The organism is Falsiroseomonas sp., from assembly GCF_030695085.1.
In the GTDB taxonomy this organism is placed as follows: Bacteria; Pseudomonadota; Alphaproteobacteria; order Acetobacterales; family Acetobacteraceae; genus Falsiroseomonas.
The window spans coordinates 1-21,343 of record NZ_JAUYTS010000002.1; the positions used below are offsets into that span (position 1 = coordinate 1).

19 protein-coding genes are annotated in these 21,343 nt (G+C 69.1%); 14 read left to right on the forward strand and 5 right to left on the reverse strand.

Annotation, left to right across the window (positions count from 1 at the left end):
* A partial coding sequence (locus tag Q8S40_RS00170; protein WP_305668808.1) for an IclR family transcriptional regulator occupies window positions 1–823 on the reverse strand: 823 nt, incomplete at its 3' end.
* Window positions 824–976: 153 nt separating this feature from the next.
* Here Q8S40_RS00170 and Q8S40_RS00175 point away from each other — a divergent pair.
* The 4 genes from Q8S40_RS00175 to Q8S40_RS00190 are packed head-to-tail and all read left to right on the forward strand — an operon-like array spanning window position 977 to window position 5,458.
* Window positions 977–1,882 (forward strand): TauD/TfdA family dioxygenase, encoded by a 906-nt coding sequence (locus Q8S40_RS00175; RefSeq protein WP_305668809.1) that lies wholly within the window; start codon window positions 977–979, stop codon window positions 1,880–1,882.
* Window positions 1,879–2,727: a fumarylacetoacetate hydrolase family protein gene (locus Q8S40_RS00180; protein ID WP_305668810.1), complete on the forward strand. Its 849-nt coding sequence runs from the start codon at window positions 1,879–1,881 to the stop codon at window positions 2,725–2,727. The genes Q8S40_RS00175 and Q8S40_RS00180 overlap by 4 nt, the downstream gene beginning before the upstream one ends.
* Window positions 2,727–3,836: an Ldh family oxidoreductase gene (locus Q8S40_RS00185; protein ID WP_305668811.1), complete on the forward strand. Its 1,110-nt coding sequence runs from the start codon at window positions 2,727–2,729 to the stop codon at window positions 3,834–3,836. Before Q8S40_RS00180 ends, Q8S40_RS00185 begins: the two co-directional genes overlap by 1 nt.
* A 32-nt stretch (window positions 3,837–3,868) precedes the next feature.
* Window positions 3,869–5,458, forward strand: a complete 1,590-nt coding sequence (locus tag Q8S40_RS00190) for an ABC transporter substrate-binding protein (RefSeq protein ID WP_305668812.1) — start codon at window positions 3,869–3,871, stop codon at window positions 5,456–5,458.
* An 18-nt stretch (window positions 5,459–5,476) separates the two neighbouring features.
* On the opposite strand, the gene Q8S40_RS00195 is transcribed toward Q8S40_RS00190, so the two are convergent.
* Both Q8S40_RS00195 and Q8S40_RS00200 read right to left on the reverse strand, forming a co-directional pair.
* Window positions 5,477–6,319, reverse strand: a complete 843-nt coding sequence (locus Q8S40_RS00195) for a serine hydrolase (protein ID WP_305668813.1) — start codon at window positions 6,317–6,319, stop codon at window positions 5,477–5,479.
* A 66-nt stretch (window positions 6,320–6,385) separates the two neighbouring features.
* Window positions 6,386–7,153: an IclR family transcriptional regulator gene (locus Q8S40_RS00200; RefSeq protein ID WP_305668814.1), complete on the reverse strand. Its 768-nt coding sequence runs from the start codon at window positions 7,151–7,153 to the stop codon at window positions 6,386–6,388.
* A gap of 115 nt (window positions 7,154–7,268) precedes the next feature.
* On the opposite strand from Q8S40_RS00200, the gene Q8S40_RS00205 reads away from it, so the two are divergent.
* The 3 genes from Q8S40_RS00205 to Q8S40_RS00215 are packed head-to-tail and all read left to right on the forward strand — an operon-like array spanning window position 7,269 to window position 10,157.
* Window positions 7,269–8,147, forward strand: a complete 879-nt coding sequence (locus tag Q8S40_RS00205) for a TauD/TfdA family dioxygenase (protein WP_305668815.1) — start codon at window positions 7,269–7,271, stop codon at window positions 8,145–8,147.
* 34 nt (window positions 8,148–8,181) lie between these two features.
* Complete coding sequence (locus tag Q8S40_RS00210) at window positions 8,182–9,153, forward strand: tripartite tricarboxylate transporter substrate binding protein (protein ID WP_305668816.1); 972 nt, start codon at window positions 8,182–8,184, stop codon at window positions 9,151–9,153.
* 35 nt (window positions 9,154–9,188) lie between these two features.
* Entirely contained in the window at window positions 9,189–10,157 is a 969-nt protein-coding gene (locus Q8S40_RS00215; protein WP_305668817.1) for a tripartite tricarboxylate transporter substrate binding protein, read from the forward strand.
* Window positions 10,158–10,161: 4 nt separating this feature from the next.
* Here the strand turns inward: Q8S40_RS00215 and Q8S40_RS00220 are convergent, their stop codons facing one another.
* The gene (locus tag Q8S40_RS00220) at window positions 10,162–11,436 is read right to left on the reverse strand and encodes an FAD-binding oxidoreductase (RefSeq protein WP_305668818.1); all 1,275 of its coding nucleotides are present in this window, start codon (window positions 11,434–11,436) and stop codon (window positions 10,162–10,164) included.
* Between the two features lie 91 nt (window positions 11,437–11,527).
* Complete coding sequence (locus Q8S40_RS00225) at window positions 11,528–13,135, reverse strand: ABC transporter substrate-binding protein (RefSeq protein WP_305668819.1); 1,608 nt, start codon at window positions 13,133–13,135, stop codon at window positions 11,528–11,530.
* Between the two features lie 228 nt (window positions 13,136–13,363).
* On the opposite strand from Q8S40_RS00225, the gene Q8S40_RS00230 reads away from it, so the two are divergent.
* The 7 genes from Q8S40_RS00230 (at window position 13,364) to Q8S40_RS00260 (ending at window position 21,285) form a co-directional block, all read left to right on the forward strand.
* Entirely contained in the window at window positions 13,364–14,377 is a 1,014-nt protein-coding gene (locus Q8S40_RS00230) for a tripartite tricarboxylate transporter substrate binding protein (protein WP_305668820.1), read from the forward strand.
* Window positions 14,378–14,411: 34 nt separating this feature from the next.
* Entirely contained in the window at window positions 14,412–15,074 is a 663-nt protein-coding gene (locus tag Q8S40_RS00235; RefSeq protein ID WP_305668821.1) for a TetR/AcrR family transcriptional regulator, read from the forward strand.
* 73 nt (window positions 15,075–15,147) lie between these two features.
* Window positions 15,148–15,918, forward strand: coding sequence for an enoyl-CoA hydratase/isomerase family protein (locus Q8S40_RS00240; RefSeq protein WP_305668822.1), 771 nt, complete (start codon window positions 15,148–15,150; stop codon window positions 15,916–15,918).
* A 1-nt stretch (window position 15,919) separates the two neighbouring features.
* Window positions 15,920–17,092 (forward strand): acyl-CoA dehydrogenase family protein, encoded by a 1,173-nt coding sequence (locus tag Q8S40_RS00245; RefSeq protein WP_305668823.1) that lies wholly within the window; start codon window positions 15,920–15,922, stop codon window positions 17,090–17,092.
* Between the two features lie 4 nt (window positions 17,093–17,096).
* Window positions 17,097–18,158 carry an acyl-CoA dehydrogenase family protein gene (locus tag Q8S40_RS00250; protein WP_305668824.1) on the forward strand — a complete coding sequence of 354 codons (1,062 nt, stop codon included), beginning with the start codon at window positions 17,097–17,099 and terminating at the stop codon, window positions 18,156–18,158.
* A gap of 11 nt (window positions 18,159–18,169) precedes the next feature.
* Window positions 18,170–20,248 (forward strand): acetate--CoA ligase family protein, encoded by a 2,079-nt coding sequence (locus Q8S40_RS00255; protein WP_305668825.1) that lies wholly within the window; start codon window positions 18,170–18,172, stop codon window positions 20,246–20,248.
* A complete protein-coding gene (locus Q8S40_RS00260; protein ID WP_305668826.1) occupies window positions 20,245–21,285 on the forward strand; it encodes a D-isomer specific 2-hydroxyacid dehydrogenase family protein in 1,041 nt (346 codons plus the stop codon). Before Q8S40_RS00255 ends, Q8S40_RS00260 begins: the two co-directional genes overlap by 4 nt.
* Window positions 21,286–21,343: the final 58 nt, after the last annotated feature.

Below are 21,343 nucleotides of genomic sequence, written 5' to 3' on the forward strand. Positions count from 1 at the left end.
AGACCTCGTTGGCGCCGGCCTGAAGCCGCTGGACCAGCCGGGCGGCATCCAGCGCCGGAAAGCTCTCCGCCGGCATGATACGGGTGAGGCTGCCGGCAATCTGCGACCCATCGCGGGACCGGACCGGCACGGCGACCGCCGCCAGATGGCGGTTGAAGCGGCCGACGGTGGTGACCTGGCCATCCCGCCGGATGCCCGCCAGGCGCTGGCGCACAGCCGGCCAATCCTCCCCCAGCCCCGCCGCCACCATCTCCGCCTGGCGCTGCATGAACAGGGCGCGGATGCGCGGCGCGGGCAGGCTGGCCAGGATGGCCAGCGATGCGGCGCCCTGGAACAGCGGCAGTGGCAGGCCGCGGGCGCGCAGGATGCTGATGCGGCCGCCCCCGGCCTCGATCGCCTCCGGCCCCTCCCGGTGCACGCAGAGCACCTTGTCGCGGTACAGGCTGCACAGCAGGACCATGCTGTTGGGCATTTCCGCCGCCAGATCGGGCAGCACCGCCTCACCGGCCTGGAGCAGCGGGTCGGCGATCCGCATCAGGCGTTCCAGCTCGACGATGCGGGGGCCGAGCGAGTAGCGGCCCTGGGAGGCCTGGGCGAGCAGCCCCGCATCACACAGCGCCTTCACATACCGATAGGCGGTGGATTTCGTGTAGCCGAGCCGCGCCTGCAGATCATCCACCCGGATCACCGGCTGGTCCGGCGCGAACTGGTCCAGCACCTCCAGCATCCGCACCAGGCTGCCCGGGGGCGCGGCCGGAGCCTCGGCCAGGGCGCTGGCGGAGGGCGGCGCGGTGGCCGGTTCGGGGGATGCGACGGGCGGCATTTCGGGGGGCATGCGGGCAGAATACCCCGAATAGGGGTTGCGAGCGACGGGGTCGCATGCCTAACTTTCCCAAAATACGGGAAACGGCGTTGCTCCTGCGGGGAAGAAGGCCGCAGGGGCGCCGTGACCCGAAAAACTGGTCAGGAGGAAACCATGCCCGACATCCGTCCCACCGGCGATGTGCTTGGCGCGACCATCACCGGCATCGACCTGTCCCGCCCCATGTCCGAACCGGATTTCGCCGCCATCCTGCGCGCGCTCGGCGAACATGGCGTGCTGCGCTTCCCGGACCAGCTTCTGGCGCCGGCCGCGCTGCGCGATTTCTCGGCGCGCTTCGGCAGCATCCAGGCCTCCGTCACCGGCAAGTTCCAGGATCCGGAGGTGCCGGAGGTCGGTATCCTCTCCAACATCGTCGAGGATGGGAAGCCGATCGGCATCGCCGATGCCGGGCAGGACTGGCACACCGACATGTCCTATCGCGACACGATGGGCTTCGTGAACGTGCTGAACGCGCACAAGGTGCCGAAGCGGGACGGCAAGCCGCTGGGCAACACGCTGTTCGCCAACATGCACGCGGCCTATGACGCGCTGGACCCGGCGCTGAAGCGGCGGCTGGAGGGCATGACGGCGACGCATGACTTCAACAAATTCTGGGAAGGCATGCTGGCCAAGGGCAGCGGCCGTGGCCCGCTGACCGCGGCGCAGCGTGCCAGCCGCCCGCCATCCGTCCACCCGGTGTTCCTGACGCATCCGATCACCGGCCGGAAGGTGCTGTATTGCAACCCCGGCTACGCGATTCGGATCAACGAGCTGAATGAGGCCGAGAGCGACCAGGTGCTGGAACAGCTGTTCGCGCATCAGCTGGAGCCGCGCTTCATCTACACCCATGTCTGGGCGGAGCGTGACCTGCTGATCTGGGACAATATCGGCACGCTGCACAATGCGCTGCCGGATTACCGCGCCGATGAGCCGCGCATGATGAAGCGCTGCCAGGTGATGGCGGACCGCGTCTTCCAGCCCGGCTTCCTGCCCGTGCACGCCATGGCCAGCGCACGATGAAGCTGCTGAGCTTCGAGACCGCCGCCGGCGCCAGCTTCGGCGCCGCGGTGGAAGGCGGCGTGGTCGATCTCGGCCGCCGCCTTGCTTCGCGCTACCCGACGCTGCGGGCGCTGCTGGAAGGCGGCACGCCGGCGCTGGAGGCCGCGCGGGCCGAAAAGGACGTCGATCACAGGCTGGAGGACGTGACCTTCCTGCCGGTGGTGCCGGATGCACGGAAGATCATCGGCATCGGGCTGAACTACCGGTCCCATGTCGCGGAGGAATCCGGCCGGGCACCGCCGCCCTTCCCGCGTGTCTTCAGCCGCTGGAACGATTCCGTGGTCGGCCATGGCGCCGCGCTGTGGCGGCCCAAGGCGTCCGAGCAATTCGACTACGAGGGTGAACTCGCGCTGGTCATCGGCAAGCCGGGCCGGCACATCGCGAAGGACCGCGCCTTCGACCACATCGCCGGCTATGCCTGCTTCACCGATGGCAGCGTGCGTGACTGGCAGCAGCACACCACCACCTCCGGCAAGAATTTCTACCGCACTGGCGCCTGCGGCCCCTATCTGGTGACAGCCGATGAGGTGGGCGACGTGACGAAGCTGACGCTGACATCGCGCCTGAATGGAAAGCAGGTGCAGCACGGCTCCACCGGGGACCTGATCTACGATATCCCGACCCTGCTCGCCTATGTCTCCGCCATCACCAGGCTGGAGGCGGGCGACATCATCGCCACCGGCACGCCGGAAGGCGTCGGCTCCCGCCGCACGCCGCCGCTGTGGATGCGCGCGGGGGATGTGTTCGAGGTCGAGATCACCGGGCTCGGCACCTTGCGGAACCACGTCATCGAGGAAGAAGGCTGATGAGCACTGCCACGGCCGATGCCATGCTGATGGTGCCGGCGGAGCGTGTGCACGCGCAGATTCTCGCCATCCTGCACAGCTGGGGCATGGCGGCGGATCTGGCGGCGACGACCGCGGAGATGATGGTCGAGACCGACCTGCTCGGCGTCGATTCACACGGCATCTCGATGCTGATGACCTATGAGGCGCGGCATCTGGAAGGCAAGCTGAACCTCCAGGCGCGGCCGCGCATCGTGCGGCAGGGGCCGGCGACGGCGCTGGTGGATGCGGGCGCCGGGCTGGGCCACCCTGTCTCCGTCTTCGCCATGAATCTGGCGGTGGACAAGGCCATGCAGACCGGCGTGGCGGTGGTGGGCGTGCGCAACTCGCACCATTTCGGCGCGGCCGGTGTCTATGCGCGCATCGCGGCGAAGCGCGGCGCGGTCGGCATGGTCACCAGCGCCACGCGCGGCATCGCCATGGTGCCGACGGGCGGCGCGGTACCGGTGCTCGGCACCAACCCGATGGCCTTCGCCGCACCCGCCGCGCGCAACCCGCCCTTCGTGCTGGACATGGCGACCACCACGGTCGCGGCCGGCAAGGTGAAGGTCTACGCATTGAACGATCGCCCGGTGCCGGCGGGCTGGGTGATGGATGGCGACGGCGCCAGCGTGACGGAGCCGCATCTGGCGCATGATTACGTGCTGAAGCGGCCGGAAGGCGGGCTGACGCCGCTCGGCGGCACGCCGGAGATGGCGAGCCACAAGGGCTATGGCCTGGCAATGATGGTGCACATCCTCGGCGGCACGCTGGTTGGTGCCAGCTTCTCCCCGATCCGCAACCGCACGCAGTCGGAGAAGGACCCGGATGGGCTCGGCCATTTCTTCATGGCGCTGAACCCCGCAGCCTTCCGCGAGGAGGGTGAGTTCGAGCACGACCTGGATGAGGCCATCGACGTGTTGCGCGCCACGCCGCCCGCCGACCCGGCACGCCCGGTGCAGGTGGCCGGCGACCCCGAGGAAGCGGCCCGGACACGGCGGCTGCGCGATGGCATTCCGGTGCCGCCGGCACTGGACCGCCACATCCGCGCCATCTGCGAACGCGGGGGGGCCGCCTACCTGCTGGGCTGATCGCGACAAGAACGAAAACAGGGAGAAAAACGATGAAAACCAGGACCCTCAAGACGCTGCTGCTGGCGGGCTGCATGCTCGGCGCCGGTGCGGTCGTGCAGGCCGCCGGCGCGCAGACGCTGCGCATGGCGGTGGGCGCGCAGGTCACATCGCTGGACCCGCATTATCACAACATCTCCCCCAATAATGCCTTTGCGTCCACCATCTTCTCCAACCTGATGGAGATGGACCCGAATTCGCGGCCCGTCGCGGCGCTGGCGGAAAGCTGGCGGCCGGTGGGTGAGGATGTGTGGGAGCTGAAGTTGCGCGCCGGCGTGACCTTCCATGACGGCACGCCTTTCACCGCGGATGACGTGGCCTTCACCCTCGACCGCATCCCGAAGGTGGTGAACAGCCCCGGTTCCTTCCGCACCTACACCCATTCGATCATCGGCGTGGAGGTGGTGGACCCGCTGACGGTGCGGCTGCGGACCCGCGGGCCGGACCCGGTGCTGGCGGCGAACCTGTCCCAGGTGCCGATGCTGTCGCGCAAGATCCATGAAGGCGCCAGCACGGAGGATTTCAATTCCGGGCGCCTCGCCATCGGCACCGGCCCCTTCCGCATCATCGGCGGCCGGTCTGTCGACCGGATCGAACTGGAGCGCAACGACGGCTATTGGGGCGGGGCGGAGCCGTGGCAGCGGGTGGAATACCGCCTGGTGACCAATGCCGCGGCGCGCACCTCATCCCTGCTCGCGGGCGATGTGGACTTCATCGACCAGGTGCCGACCGCCGACCTGGCGCGGATGCGGCGGGACCAGAACATCCGGATTTCGGAAATCGACAGCCTGCGTCTGGTGTATCTGCATTTCGACCACATGCGGGATGGGCCTTCGCCCTTCATCACGGATAATGCCGGCCAGCCGCTGCCGCGCAACCCGCTGAAGGATGTGCGGGTGCGCCGGGCACTGGCGCTCGCGGTGGACCGCGCGGCGATCGTCGACCGGGTGATGGAAGGCAATGCGGCGGCGATCAACCAGTTCATGCCGGCGGGCGGCTTTGGCCATGTGCCGGAACTGGCACCGGCGCCGCCGGCCGACCCCGCCGCGGCACGCCGCCTGCTGGCGGAAGCCGGCTACCCCGAGGGTTTCCGCATCACCCTGCACGGCCCGAATGACCGCTACCCGAACGATGCCCGCATCGTGCAGGCGGTGGCGCAGATGTGGTCGCGCATCGGGGTGCGCACCTCGGTCGATGTGCAACCCTTCTCCAGCTTCGTCACCCGCGCCTCGCGCCAGGAGTTTTCGTCATTCCTGGTCTCCTGGGGCAGTTCGACCGGCGAGCCTTCGGCCGGGATGCGGTCCGTGCTGGCAAGCTTCGATCGGGAGCGCGGCATGGGCGCCGTCAATCGCGGCCGCTACGCCAACCCGGAATTCGATGCCCTGTTGATGCGCGGCATGCGTGAACTGGATGACGGGAAGCGGGAGGCCCTGTTGCAGGAGGCGATGCGCCTGGCGATCGACGATCAAGCGATCATTCCAACCCATGTGCAACGCAATGTCTGGGCAATGCGCCAGGGCTTCACCCATACGCCGCGGACGGATGAGCGGACGCGGCCGCAGGATGTGCGGCCGGCCAACTGAGGTTGCGGGCGGGCTGCGCTAGCGCAGCCCGTCCCAGCAGCCGCGCGCGATGCGGCCGATGCTGGCGAAGGAGGCGGCGAAGCCGGGAAGACCATCCGGCATCGTCTCCGGTACCCAATCCGTCGCCGCGGCCAGGATGAACAGCGGCTTGTCGCCATCGAAGACAATGCCCGCATCCATCCGCCCGCGTCGGCCACGCCCGGTCTTGTGCGCGACCTTGGTGCCATAGGGCAGCAGCGACGGAATCAGGTTCCGCAGGATCTGCCAGCTCAATATGTCCATCGCCAGGCGGCAGAGATCCGGCGTGCTGCCAAGCCGCTTCGCGGCCGCCGCATCTTCCGTGCCGCGCAGGATCAAATCCAGCAGCAGAACCTGGTCGGATTGCGTGGTGGTGGCCACCGCCTCTGGCGGATGGTCCCAGCCCATGCCGAGCGGCGGGATCAGGCCGCGATGGTTGGTGCCCGTCATGCCGATGCCCTGGCAATAGCCGGTCATCGTATCCGGCCCCAGCCGTTCCAGCACCGCCTGGGTGCAGACATTGTCGCTGGTGATCATCATATTCACCAGCACGTCGCGGAACGGAATGACGCAGCCCGGCGTCATGTAGCGATAGGTGCCGGAGGCGACGTCCTTCTGCAGCCGCGCCTCGATCTCGACCTTGTCATCCAGCCGCAACCTGCCCGCATGCACGGCGGCCAGCGCGGCCATAAGAATGGAGGTCTTCCGCACGCTGGCAGAGGGCATCGGCACATCGCCTTCATGATGCGCCTCCGCACCGCTGCGTGCATCCTTGACGTGCCAGCGCGTGGTGAAGGGATAGGAATCGCCGATCGTCTTCAGCCTTGTGGCGAGCTCTTGCATGTTGGTCTCCTCTCCACCGGCAGCGTAGCGGGCGCGGCCGCGTGATACCAGTCATGCAAGTCCCGGTCAGCGAAGTTGCGGAAGTTCCGCGGCCAGCGGACGCAGGCCGGCGATCTTCTCGCGCATCAATCGCAGGATGGCGCTCCGGCCGCGCCGCATGCGCGCGAGCGGTCCGCTGACGGCGACCGCCAGTGGCCGGTGCCCCTCCGTCACCGGCAGCGCCATGCTCAGCATCATGGTATCCGGCACCACCGCACCTTCGCTGCGCGCATGGCCCTGCGTGCGGATCTGTGCCAGCTCCGCCAGCAGCGGCGCCACGGCCACGGGCACCGCGCCGCGCCCGGCATTGACCCGCCTCAGCAGCCGCGCAACTTCGGCATCGCTCTGTTGCGCCAGCAGCACCTTGCCCGCCGCAGGCAGGAAGATCGGCCGCCGCGAGCCGGGCTTGATGTGGAAGCGCACGGGGCGGATGGACTGCAGGATGCGGATGTAGTCCACGTATTCGCCATGCTGCATCGCCAGCACGATCGTCTCCCCGGTCTCCGCCTGCAGCGCATCCATCAGCCCCGGGATGCCTCCCTCCTCCGCGAAGAAGCGATCGAAGATCCAGGTGCCGAGCACGGCGAAGCGGATGGTGGGCTGGTAGTCCCGGGCGCGCGGCGCGTATTCGAGATAGCCCATCGAAAGCAGCGACTTCAGCAGAACCGATGTGGAGCTGACCGGGAAGCCGAGCGCCGCGGCGACCTCCGTCACCGTGGCCGGGCCGTGGCGGTGGGCGAAGAATTCGAAGATCTCCAGCACCCGGCCCGCGGATTTCACCACCGCATCCATCATCGCCTCCGGCCATCAAGACTTCATATATGTGGAATCACCGCAGCCCACTGCAACGTCGGTTGACCCGCGGCTGCGGCTCGGGGAGCCTCGCCCCCAAGATGAGGGAGGAGACCCGATGCAGATCATCGCAAATCCGGGCGGTGTCGGCGCGACGGTGCGCGGCGTGGATCTCGCCCGGCCGCTGACGGATGCGGATTTTCGCACGCTGCTCCGCGCACTCGGCACCCATGGCGTGCTCTGCGCCCCGGACCAGTCGCTGGAAGCCCCGCAGCTCAGCACGCTCGGCAGCCGCTTCGGCACGCTGGAGCACAACGTCGCCAACATGTTTCACCCGCCGGACCATCCGGAGGTGATGATCCTGTCCAATGTGGTGCAGGACGGGAAGGCGGTCGGGCTCAATGATGCCGGCCAGGGCTGGCATACGGATATGAGCTATTCCAACGAGATCGCCCTGGCCAACATCCTGCACGCCAAGCAGGTGCCGGTGCGGAACGGCAGGCCGCTGGGCGACACGCAGTTCCTCGACATGCATGCGGCCTATGAGGACCTGCCGGCCGAGGTGAAGCAGCGCCTGGAAGGCCGCACCGCCATCCATGACTTCAACAAGTTCTGGGAGATGATGCGCCAGCGCCCAGGATCGACCCGCCCGGCGCTGACGGAAGAACAGCGCCGCCGCAAGCCGCCGGTGAGCCAGCCGATCTTCCGCACCCACCCGATCACCGGCCGCCGCGTGCTGTACTGCAACCCCGGCTACGCGATGCACATCGAGGGTTTCGACCCGGCCGAGAGCGACGCGATGCTGGACTTCCTGTTCAAGCACCAGTCGCAGGACAAATACCTGTATTCCCACAGCTGGACGCCGGGCGACGTGCTGATGTGGGACAACATCGCCACCACCCACAACGCCGTCGCGGATTACCGGGCGGATGAGCCACGCTACATCCTGCGCGTGCAGGTGATGGCTACACTGGATTACGCGAAGCTGGCCGCCTGACGGCGGGCAGCGCGGCACAAGGGAGGAAAACAAAATGAACATCACCAGGCGCCAGGCCGGTGCCGGGCTGCTGGGCGCGCTCGCGCTGCCCAGCCTCGCGCGCGCCCAGAATTTTCCCAGCAGGACCATCCGGCTTGTCGTCGGCTTCTCCGCGGGCGGACCGACGGATGTCATCGCGCGCGTCGTGGCGCAGGACATGTCGGACAGCCTCGGGCAATCCGTGATCGTCGAGAACCGCACCGGTGCGAATGCGCTGGTGGCGACGGAAGCCGTGGCGCGGGAACAGCCGGATGGCTACACGCTGATGGTGACCACGCTTTCGCACAGCGTGAACGCCATCCTCAATCCGAATGCGCGCTACCATCCGTTGCGCGATTTCGCACCGGTCGGCCTGCTGGCCGTGCTGCCGCTGATCGCGGTGACGGGCGCCTCCACACCCTACCGCACCCTGGCCGAGCTGGTGGCGGCGGCGAAGGCAAAGCCGGGCGAGCTGACCTATGGCTCCGCCGGCATTGGCGGCTCCGCGCATCTGGCGGCGGCGCTGCTGGCGGTGCAGTCCAACACGGAGATGACGCATGTGCCGTTCCGCGGCAACGCGCCGGCGCTGACCGAGGTGATGGCCGGCCGCGTCGCCTTCATGTTCTACCCGATGATCGGCCTGGCGGACCACATCGCGCGCGGAACGCTGCGTCCGCTCGGCGTTTCCACCGCCGAACGCAGCCCGGATTATCCGGACGTGCCGACGATGCGCGAAATCGGCTTCCCGGGCTTCGAGGATTACAGCCAGGGCCTCGGCATCGCCGCCCCCGCCGGCACGCCGGAGCCCGTGGTGGCCCGGCTCAACACGGCGATCCGCGCCTCGCTGGAAAAGCCGGAGACCAATCAGCGCCTGAAGTCGCTCGGCGCCATCGTCACCAGCTCCACCCCGGCGGAATTCGGCGCCTTCCTGGAACGCGACCTGGACCGCTGGCGCCGGGTGATCGAAGCGGCCAAGATCACCGCCTAAGGGCCGCGATCAAGGGCCAGGAGGGAGAGGACAGCATGCTCAATCGCCGCACCTTGCTGGGGGGCCTCGCCCTGCCGCTGCTCGCCACACCGGCCCTCGCGCAATCCTGGCCCGACCGGCCGGTCCGGCTGGTGGTGCCCTACGCCGCCGGCGGCCCCACCGATGTCGTCGCGCGGCTGCTGGCCGAACGGCTCTCGGCCAGCCTGCCGCAGCGCGTGCTGGTGGAAAACCGGGCCGGCGGCGGCGCGGTGATCGGCACGGAGGCGGTGGCGCGCGCACCGAAGGACGGCAGCACGCTGCTGTTCACCACGGTGGTGCATGCGGTGCATCGCGCGCTGCACGGCGCGCGGCTCAGCTTCGACCCCGTTGCGGATTTCGCGCCGGTGGCGTTGGTGGGCATCGTGCCGCAGGTCATCATGGTGCCGCCCTCCAGCCCGGTCCAGGACGTGCCGGGGCTGCTGGAGTATCTGCGGTCCGGGCCGCGCGACTATGGCAGCAGCGGCGCCGGCGGATCGTCCCACCTCGGCGTGGAGTTGCTGAAGAGCATGACGGGCGTGCAGGCCCAGCATGTGCCCTATCGCGGCACGGCGCCTGCCGTGGTGGATCTGCTCGCCGGGCGCATCGCGCTGGTGATGGACAGCGTGGCGACGGGCGCGGCGCAGGTGCGGGGCGGCAATCTGCGCGGCATAGCCACCACGGGGCCACGCCGCTCCTCCGCCCTGCCGGACCTGCCGACCGTGGCCGAGACCGTTCCCGGCTTCGCGGCCACCACCTGGAATGCCGTGCTGGCGCCCTCCGGCACGCCGGAGGCAACGCTGGCCGCCATCTCAACCGCGATCACCGCCGCGCTGGGCGAACCGGCCCTGCAGGCGCGCCTGGTGGAGCTGGGCGTCGAGGTGCCGCCGGCGGCGGAACGCAATATCGCACAGGCACGCCAATTCGTCGCGGATGAGACGGCGAAATGGGAAAAGCTGATCGCCGAGGCCGGTATCCGCGCCGATTGAGGCCTCACGCTCCGGCGAAGCGTTCCGCGGCGTAGGGCGCAAGGTCGCGATTGGTCGGCTGGCCCAGAATGGCGGGGGCCAGCATCTCGGCCGTGGGCGCGGAGCCGGTGAGGCCGAGATGCCCATGGCCGAAGGCAAACCACAACCCCCGCACGCGCTGCGCCGGGCCGATCACCGGCACGGAATCCGGCAGGCAGGGCCGGTGGCCCATCCAGAAACCATCCGCCTTCGCCACCTGCGCATCCGGGAACACCGCAGCCAGGTCGTCATACAGCAGCGCGGCGCGCGCGGCATCCGGCGCGCGGTCCAGGCCGCCGAACTCCACCGTGCCGGCGACGCGCAGCACATCCTCCATCGGCGTGATGAACACCTTGCGGTCCGCCGGAATCACCGGCCGGGTCAGGCTGATGCCGGACTGCATGAGGTCCACATGGTAGCCGCGCTGGGTCTCCAGCGGGATCCGATAGCCGAGCGGTGCCGCCAGCCGCGCGGACCAGGCGCCAGCGGCCAGCACCACCGTATCCGCCTGATGCAGCGCGCCCGCGCCAGTTGCACCGGTGATGCGACCATCCGCCACCGTCAGCGCAGCAATACGGTCGCGCAGGATGGTTCCGCCTGCCTGCGTGAAGGCCTGCGCCAGCGCGCGGACATAACGCAGGGGCGAGGCGCAATGCGCCTGGTCCGGCAGGAAGATGCCGAGCTGGTAGGCTGCGCCGATGGAAGGCTCCAGCGCCAGGATGCCGGCGCGATCCAGGCGCTCCAGCCGCGCGCCATGCGCAGTGCGGATCGCCCAGGCCGGCTCGTCCTTCGCGAGCTGCGTCGCATTCCGGTACAGATAGAGCTGGCCATTCGGGCGCAGCAGCTCCGGCGCGCCGATTTCCCGCGCCAGGGCCTGATGCTGTTCCGCCGCCAGATGCAGCAGCGCATCCAGCGCGGCGGTTGCGCGGGCCACGGTGGCCGGGCGGGCGGCGGCCACGAAGCGGGCGAGCCAGGGCGCGGCGCGCAGCCAGTAGCCGGCGGGCACATGCAGCGGTGCGGCGGGGTCCAGCAGCATACGCGGCACCTGCCGCAGCAGGCCCGGCATCGCCAGGGGTGCCACGGAACTCGCGCTGATCGCGCCGGCATTGCCGAAGCTGGCGCCGCCCTCACCCGGCGGTTCCGCATCCACCACCGTGACGGTGGCACCGCCGCGCCGCAGCCGCCAGGCAAGCGCGAGGCCAACAATCCCGGCACCGATCACGAGCACCCGGCCGGGCGGTGCCGCCTGCGTGGCGCTCACGCCTGAAGGCATTCGGAACGACACATCGGCACTCTCCCCCGGCGCAATCCGGGCAGCCTGCAATGCCGGCTGCCGGGCCGCAAGCCGGGGCTCAGCGGGCCGTGCGGCGCACCGCGGAGGGCTCGTTCCGTTCATCCGCGCGTGCGGTGTAGGTCAGCTCCCGCCGCATCGCCCATTGTGCGTTCTGCAGGTACAGCGGCACCAGCGCGACATCGTTGATCGCGGCCAGGCTGGCCTGCTGCAGCAGGCGGTCACGCTTCGCGTCATCCATCTCGCGCTCCGCCTCCCCGGTCAGGCGGTCCACCTCCGGGTTGCTGTAATGCGTGCGGTTGGCGGCGCCGTGGCCGCGGTCCCGGTCACGGGTCCGCAGCACGGAGTTGAGCAGGACGGAGGCATCGCCGGTGGAGTTGCCCCAGGTCAGCAGCGCAGCAGGGAATTCCCGCCGCGTGGCGCGACCGATGAAGGTGGCGTAGGGTTGCGCCTCCACCGTGGTGCGAATGCCGATGCGCGCCCACATCTGCCCGACGGCTTGCACCACGCGGGAATCGTTCATGTAGCGGTCGTTGGAGCCAGCGAGCGTCATCTGGAAGCCCTGCGGATAGCCGGCCTCCGCCAGCAGGCGTCGCGCCGCCTCGGCATCCGCGGCGGGCACGGGATGGTTCTCGATATGGCTGAAGGCGCCAGGCGGCATGAACTGGCCGGTGGCGAGCGCTGCCCTCTGCATCACGCGGTCCACGATCATCCGCCGGTCTATCGCCAGCGACAGCGCCTGCCGCACCCGGATATCCGCGAGCGGGTTGCGATCCAGCGCGCTGCCATCCGCCGCGGCAAGTTGCGGCACGGGCGGGGCGCGCTCCGCATCGAGCGTGATGTACATGACGCGCAGGCTGGTCGTCTCCGCCACGCGAAACCGGTTGTCGCCGCGCAGCCGATCGAGATCGGCGGTCGGGATCTGGTCGATGAAATCCACGTCGCCGGCGAGCAGGGCCGCGGTGCGCGCGCCGTCATTCGAGATGATGCGGTAGTTCACGCGCGACCATTCGGGCTTTTCGCCCCAATAGCCCTCATTCCGTGTCACCTCCAGCCGGTCGCCGGGCGTGTAGGTGCCGAAGCGGAAGGGGCCGGTGCCGATGGCGACGCGGCCGCTGTTGAAATCCGCCGTATTCGCATTCGCGTGCAGCTTGCGCCCCAGCATCGGCACCTGGCTGAGATAGACCGGCAGCAGCGGCGAAGGGGCGCGCGTGTAGAGCCGGACGGTGCGGGCATCCACCACCTCCACGCGGCTGACCGGACGGACATGGGTGGTGAAGGATGCGCCGGGGCCGGTGATGGTGGGGATGCGTTCCAGCGTGAAGGCCACATCATCCGTGGTGAAGGGCGTGCCGTCATGGAAGCGGATGCCCTCCCGCAGCTTGAACTCCCACCCTTCCTCACCGAGCGCCCGCCAGCTCTCGGCCAGGCCGGGCCGAAGCTGTGCCTGGGCGTCCGTGGTCAGCAGCGTATCGAACAGCATCTGCGACACTTCGCTGTTGCTGCGCAGCAGATGGTAATGCGGATCGATGGAGGAAACCGGGGAACCGACTCCCATGGTGAGGGTCTGCGCGGCTGCCAGCCCGGCGCCGAGCGGCAGCGCCGTGAGAGCTGCGATCACATGGCGCAAGGCGCCAAACCGTTTGCTGCGATGGGCCCGGTGGCGCATGTGCAGTATCCTCCCAAGGCGCCATTCCGGCGCTTCTCAATGCCGACCGATCGGTTGGTCGCCCGAGACTATGCGCGCGCCGCTGCTGCCGCAAGCCAGCAGTTGCCATGCCATTCGCCTTGCAACGGGCGGCCCGGAGGCGCTATGCGACAGACTACCGACCGCTCGGTTGGTGCGGGATACGGCGCCGGTCAAGGAGCGCCGCCGGAATCGGGAAGGAACACCAGGATGAACGGGCAGGACAGCAACCACGGCAGGGGTGGGCTCGGTCGCCGCGCCACCTTCGCAGCCGCAGCATCACTCGCCACCGCGGCCTTGCTGCCGCGCGGCAGTCTTGCCCAATCCTACCCGACCCGGCCGCTGCGGATGATCGTGCCCTTCGTGCCGGGCGGTGGCGCGGACCTGACCGCACGCTTCGTGGCGGAACCGCTGGGTGCGGAGCTGGGCCAGACTGTCATCGTGGAGAATCGTGGCGGTGCGGGCGGCACCATCGGCACCGCCGCCGTGGCGCAGGCACCGGCGGATGGCTACACGCTGCTCTACGGCACGCCGGGCCCGCTGATCACGAACCGCTTCCTGATGGCCAACCTGCCCTATGATCCGGACCGGGATTTCGCGCCGGTCAGCCTGCTGACGCAGGGCGCCTATCTGATGGTGGTGAACAAGGATGTCCCCGCGCGCACCGTCGCCGAGGTGATCGCACTCGCCAAGGCGCGGCCGGGTGAGCTGACTTTCGCCAGTGCCGGCATCGGCGCGGGCAGCCACCTTTCGGGGGAGCTGTTGTGCATGCAGGCGGGTATCCGCATGACGCATGTGCCCTATCGCGGCACCGGGCTGGCATTGCAGGATGTGGCGGCGGGACGGGTCGATATCTCCATCGACACCTATGGACCGATGATCCCCATGATCCAGGAGGGCCTGCTGCGCCCGGTCGCGGTGACCAGTGCCCGCCGCGCGGAGGATCTCCCGGACATCCCGACCGTGGCGGAGACGGTGCCGGGGTTCGAGGTGACGGTGATGAACTACCTGTGCGTCCGCGCCGGCACGCCGCAGCCCATGATCCACCGGTTGAACCAGGCACTGGTGAAGGTGCTTGCGGAGCCGGCGCTGCGTGAGAGAATGCGGGCAGCCGGCGCATCTCCGCCCGTCTCGAGTACGCCGGAGGAATTGGGTGGACTACTCCGAACCGAAGTCGCGAAGTGGGGCGACGTCATCCGCCGGGTCGGCATCCGCCCGAGCTAGGCCGCGCAAGCGCCAGGTCGCGCCACCGCCGCCGGTGGACGACCTGGCCGGCCTGCTGGGGCTCGACGGCAATGGGGAAGTGCCGAGCGGCCGCATCATCCAGATCTACGAGGTTGCCTGCCGGCAATTCGCGCAGCGTGGCTTCGATGGTGTCTCGATGCGCGACATCGCGGCGGAGTGCGGCATCTCCAAGGCCACGCTGTACCACTACTTCCCGGACAAGGATTCCATCCTGAGGCCGCTCGCCATGGGCGCGACGAAGTCGATCTACCTGCATGTGGCACGGCATGACGATGCGACGCTGCCGGCGGTGGACCGGCTGCGCCGCTTCATTGTGGAGACGGCGACCTTCTTCGAGGCCTTCCGCTGGGCCTGGATCGCCGGTTCCACCGCCTTCTGGAGCGATCCGGAGGCGCGCGCGCGCAAGGAACGCATCGCCTGGCGCGACCGCTATGAGCAGCTTCTGCGCGACATCCTGCAGGCCGGCATCGACTCGGGGGAATTGCACGCCACCGATGTGAAGATCGCCGGGCGGCTCGTGCTCGGCACGATCAACTGGATGCCGCGCTGGTACAATCCCGCGGGACCGCTGAAGGCGCCGGAGATCGCGGGGCAGTTCTGCGACATGCTGCTGGCCGGATTGCGCGCCGCGCCGCCGAAGAAGGCTGTGGGCCGCAAGGCGAAGGCGAAGGGCTGAGCCACTTGCGCGACGGCGGAGCGGCGCATAACCTCCCGACCGTTCGGTTGGTCCGTCGGGAGGAAGTCACGCCATGTCATCCGATGTCGTGAAGCTGGAAGTTTCGGACCATGTGGCGGTGGCGACACTGAACCGGCCACCGGTCAATGCCGTGAATGCCGAGATGCGGAACCGCATCATCGAGATCTTCGACGAGGTGACGGACCGCGACGACATCCGCGTGGTGGTCCTGACCGGCCAGGGCCGGATCTTCTGCGCCGGTGCGGATTTGAAGCAGCGTCCGGATCCGGGCAAGGCCGGTGCCTTCTGGCACCACAACCGCATCACGCGCGAGACCGGCAATGCCATCAAGGAATGTTCAAAGCCGGTGATCGCCGCCGTGAATGGCGCGGCACTCGGCGCCGGCTTCGGGTTGATGGCCGCCTGCGACATCATGCTGGCCTCCGACACCGCCGTCTTCGGCATGCCCGAGATCGATGTCGGCCTGGCCGGCGGCGCGGCGATGCTGAACGAGCTGCTCGGCAAATCCTTCGCGCGCCGCCTGATGTTCACGGGTGACCGGCTGCCGGCGAGCGAGCTGCACCGCCTCGGCGTGATTGACTCGGTCTGGCCTGCCGATGAGCTGATGCCCGCCGCGATGGCGATGGCAACCCGCATCGCGCAGAAAAGTCCGCTCGGCATCCGGTATGCCAAGACGAGCTGCAACATGGTGGAGTTGATGCCGGCGAAGGACGCCTATCGCTTCGAGCAGAACTTCACCTACGAACTCTCCAAGACGGAGGATGCCAAGGAGGCCCGCACCGCCCAGCTTGAAAAGCGCAAGCCGGTCTTCAAGGGCCGCTGAGATGGCGGTGGATTATGAGGCCTTCCAGCGCGACGTCACGGAATTCGCGCAGACCCGCTGCCCGCCGGAAATCCGCGCCGTCGTCGCCAGTTATCGCAAGCTGTCACGCAAGGTGTGGCAGCCCTGGCAACAGATCCTGCACGCGCATGGCTGGGGCGCGCCATCCTGGCCGAAGGCGTTCGGCGGCACCGGCTGGGACCATCAGCAGCGGCACATCTTCGATGAAGTGATGGCGGAATGTGACTGTCCGCCGCAATACCATCACGGGCTGCGCCATATCGGCCCCGTCATCATCGAATTCGGCACGGCGGAACAGCAGGCGCGCTTCCTGCCCGGCATCCTCAGCGGCGATGATTGGTGGTGCCAGGGCTATTCCGAACCCGGCGCCGGCTCCGACCTCGCCGCACTCCGCACCGCGGCGCGGCGTGAGGGCGATTCGTATGTGGTGGACGGCCAGAAGACCTGGACCTCGCACGCGCATGAATCGGATTGGATGTACACGCTGGTCCGCACCTCCAGAGAGGCGAAGAAGCAGCAGGGCATCACCCTGCTGCTGATCCCGCTCAACGCACCCGGCATCACCATCCGCCCGATCCGTACCATCGATGGCTGGCACCATGTGAATGAGGTGTTTCTCGACAATGTGCGCGTGCCGGTGGCCAACCGCATCGGTGAGGAAGGCCAGGGCTGGACCTACGGAAAATTTCTGCTGGAGCGGGAACGCCTGGGCGGCGCCAATGTCGCGCCGGCGCTGAAGAACCTGTCACGCACGCGCGACCTCATCGCGCAGGAACTGGCCGGCGAGGCGCACCGCGCGAAGCGGGAGGCGCTGGAGCTACGGCTGTTGCTGGCGGAGGCGGAATTGCACGGCGCGCTGGCCCTGGGGAAGGAAGCGGTGGCAGCGGTGATGGAGGGGCGGCCGCTTGGCCTGCTGCCCTCCGTGATGAAGCTCAGCACCAGCGTTTCCCACCAGCATGTGGCGGAGGTGGCGATGGATGCGGTGGGCGCGCGCCTGGCGCCGCGCTTCCGTCGCATCGATGGCAGCGGCCCGAATGCGGAAGCGCCCGGCCTCGAATGGGTGCAGAACTACATGTATATGCGCGTGCGCACGATCTATGGCGGCAGCAGCGAAGTGCAGAAGAACGTGATCGCCAAGCAGCTTTTCGGATCCTGACGCCATGCCCTTCACCGCAACCCCGTTGATCGGCGGCGATGCCTTTGAGATGGCGCAGCGCCTCGCGCTCGAGGCCGATGCAGAGCTTTCCGCCCTGTCCGAGCCTGGCGAACATCTTGCGGCCCTGCGCCGGCAGTGGGACGCGATCGTGGAGCTCGGCTGGATGGCGACCCTCGTCACGGAGGAGGCAGGTGGTGCCGGCGGCGATCTCGCCGATGTCGCGGCGCTGGCCTGCGGTGCCGGGCGCGGCGGCCTGGCATTGCCGCTTGCCATGTGCGGCGTGGTGGCCCCTGCCCTGCTGGCCGCCGCCGGTGCGCGCGATACGCTGGCGCAACTCGCAGATGGTACGGCGCGGATCTGCGTGATCCTGCCGGATGCGGCTTGCGACCCCGGCACGCCGCCGCTGCGCTGCGGCACAACGCTTGAGGGTGGCGTGGTCGCGGTGGAGACGCCACCGGATCCAACGCATCTGCTGCTCGCCACCGCCGAGGGCGATGTGCTGCTGCTGCCCGCCACCGCGCCGGGCATCACCCGGACGCTGTCGCTGCGGATCGATGGGCGGCTTGCGGCTGACTGGCATTTTGCCGGTGTAGAACCGCATCTGCTGGCGCGTGGCCTTGCGCCGCAGATTGAGCGTGCGCGGGACCTCGGCGCGCTGATCACCTGCGTGGAGGGTGTCTCCGCCATGGGGGCGATCATCGAGCAGACCATCGCCTTCCTCGCGGACCGCGTGCAGTTCAACGCGCCGCTCGCCTCCTACCAGGCGCTGCGGCATCGCGTGGCGGAGATGTATGTCGAGTATGAGAATCTGCGCGGCCTTGTGGCGCATGCGCTGCGCGGCGCGGCCTCGGCGGATGCGCTGCCCTGGCGAGACATCGCTCTGGCCAAGCTGCGGCTGGGTGAGGCCGGGCGCCTGGTGGCGCATGAGACCATCCAGATGCATGGCGGCATGGGGCTGACGGAGGGTGTTGCGGCCATCCGTCTGGCGCGCCGCGTGATGATGGCGGAATTCGAATTCGGCGACCGCAGCTTCCAGGCAGGCCGCCTGCTGGCACGGGCCGCGTGACGGAGCCTGGGATGCACCCGCTGGAGAAGATGTTCCGACCTGGCTCGGTCGCGGTGATCGGCGCCTCGAATGATCCCGACAAGCTCGGCGGCCGCACGCTGCTGCATCTGCGGGAGCTGGGCTATCGCGGGCGCATCTACCCGATCAACGTCACCGCGAAGCAGGTCCAGGGCCTGCCCGCCTGGCCGAGCGTGCGGGACCTTCCGGAGGTGCCGGATTGCGCCTTGATGCTGCTGCCGGCGTCACTGGTGGAACCGGCGCTGGAGGATTGCGCGGCGAAGGGCATCCTGCATGTGCAGGTGCTGTCTTCCGGCTTCGCCGAGGAAGGCGCAGAGGGCGCGGCGATGCAGGACCGCGTGGCGGCGCTGGCGCGCAAGCATGGCATGCGGATCACGGGGCCGAATGCGTTGGGCAGCATCAGCCCGCCGGACGGGTTCTTCGGCACCTTCTCCTCCCTGCTCGCCACCGCACAGCCGGGGCCGGGCGTGATCGGCATCGCCACGCAAAGCGGCGCCTATGGCAGCCATATCTACGCCGCGGCGCATCTGCGTGGCATCGGCATCAGCCGCGCCATCGCCACGGGCAATGAGGCGGATATCGATGTGGCTGCGGCCATCGACTATCTGGCGGATGATGCTGGCACCCGGGTAATCTGCGCCTCGCTCGAAGGCTGCAAGGATGGCGCGGCGCTGCGGCGCGCGCTGCTGAAGGCGGCAGCCGCGCGCAAGCCTGTGATCATCATGAAGGTCGGCACCACGGAGGTCGGCGCCGCGGCGGCTGCCACGCATACCGGATCGCTGGCCGGGGAGGACCGCATCTTCGGCGCGGTGTTCCGCGAATGTGGCGCCTATCGCACGCAGTCGATTGAGGAGATGATCGACATCGCCTATCTCTGTGCCATCGCGCCGTTGCCGCCGAATGATGCGGTCGGCGTGCTCACCGTCTCCGGCGGCATCGGCGTGCTGATGGCGGATGCCTGCATCGAGGCCGGACTGTCCGTGCCGCCGATGGCCGATGACGTGCTGGCGCGCATCCGAGCGATCCAGCCCATGGCCGGCGGCCGCAACCCGATCGACACGACTGCGCAGCTCAATGGCCGCATGCATGTCTTCGAGGCGATCAGCCAGGAGATGCTGTGCGGCGCGGAACTCGGCAGCTTCCTGTTCTACCTGGCGCATCTCGGCCGCAACATCCCGCGCTTCCCGCCGCTGGAGCAGACCCTGGCCGCGCTGCGCCAGGCCGCGCCGGATCGTGTGGTGGTGGCGGTGATGACCTCGGTGGAGGAGGTTCGCACGAAGCTGGAGGCGCTCGGCGTCGCGGTGTTCGAGGACCCGACGCGGGCGGTGAAGGCGGTGACCGGCGCGGCGCGGCTGCGGGCATTGCAGGACGCTGCCCTGGCGGTGCCGGAGGTGGTGGTCGCCGCCGCGCCGCGCCGCCTGGCCGCGGGGAACGAGGCAGCGGCCAAGGCGCTGCTGGCCGAGATCGGTGTGCCGGTGCTGCCCGAACATGTCTGCGCATCCGCCGAGGATGCGATGCGCGCCGCGGATGCCGTCGGCTATCCCGTCGTGATGAAGATCCTGTCGGATGACATTGCGCACAAGACCGAGATCGGCGGCGTGCTGCTGGACCTGGCCGATGCGGATGCGGTGCGGCAGGGCTTCGCCACACTGATGCACCGCGCCCGCACCGCCCGGCCGGATGCCAGGCTGGATGGCGTGCTGGTGGCGCCGATGGTGCGCGGCGGGGTCGAGACCATCATCGGCGTGCAGCGCGACCCGATCTTCGGGCCGATGGTGATGTTCGGCCTTGGCGGCGTCTCGGTGGAATTGTTCCGCGACGTCGCCTTCGCCTCCGCCCCGCTGACGCAGGCGCGCGCCGCGGCGCTGGTGGACTCCGTGCAGGGCGTGCGGCTTCTGGCGGGCTGGCGCGGCGGGCCGGTTCTGGACAAGGCGGCGCTGGTGGCCGCACTCTGTGCCGTCGCGGCCTTCGCCGCAGCGCAGCCGGAGGTCGAGAGCATCGAGATCAATCCCTTCCTGGTGCAGCAGCAGGGCGGCGTGGCGCTGGATGCGCTCGTGGCGCTGCGCGGATGAGCACGCCCCGCTTCCGTGTCGGCTATCTCGACCGGCCGATGCATCATAGCTTCCTCGACGCCATGGCCACCGCGCCGGAGCTTGAGGTGGTCCGCCTGACCCTGGCGGATGGGGCGGACCGCATCCTGGCCGGGCTGGCCGAGTGCCAGGGCTACTATGTCCAGGCGGCGCGGGATGAATTGCCATTGGCCTGGCACGTCACGCCGGCGCTGCTGGCCGCCCTGCCCCGCCTGCGCGCCGTCTCCAGCTATGGCGCGGGCTACGACACCATCGACGTGCCCGCCTGCACCGCGGCCGGCATCGCCGTGCTCAACCAGGCCGGCGGCAATGCGGAAGGCGTGGCGGAACACGCGGTGGGCATGATGCTGACGCTGCTGAAGCGCATGCCGGAGGCCGCGCACGCCATGCGCGCGGGCGGCGCCGCGGATCGTGGCGCCTTCATGGGGCGGGAACTGGCGGGCCGGACGGTGGGGCTGGTCGGCCTCGGCCATGTCGGGCGGCGCGTCGCGGAGGTCCTGCGCCTGGCCTTCGGCTGCCGCGTGCTGGCCTGCGATCCCTACCTCTCCGCCACCGACTGCGATGCGCGGGGCGCGACCAAGGTGGAGTTGCCGGAATTGCTGGCGGCGGCCGACATCGTCTCCGTCCATTGCCCGCTGGAGGCGGCGACACGCGGGCTGTTCGGCGCGGAGTCCTTTGCCACCATGCGGCCGGGCGCCATCTTCGTCACCACGGCGCGTGGCCATATCCATGATGAGGCGGCGCTGCTGGCCGCGCTGCGATCGGGCCATATTGCCGGTGCCGGGCTGGATGTGTGGGAACAGGAACCGCCGCCCGCGGACCATCCATTGCTCACGCATCCTTGCGTGGTCGCAACGCCGCACACCGCGGGCGTCACGCAGGAAAGCCGCGCCCGCGTCGGCCGCTTCGCCGCGGAGGGCTTCATCGCCGCCGCGCGGGGCGAGGCGTTGCCACGGCTGGTGAACCCGGAGGTGCTACCGGCCTACAGGCAACGGTGGGCACAGCGCGCCCCGGCGTAGCCCCGGGGGATCGACAGGCGCAGGCGCCGGCTTTACCCCTGGCAGGCAGGAAACGCAT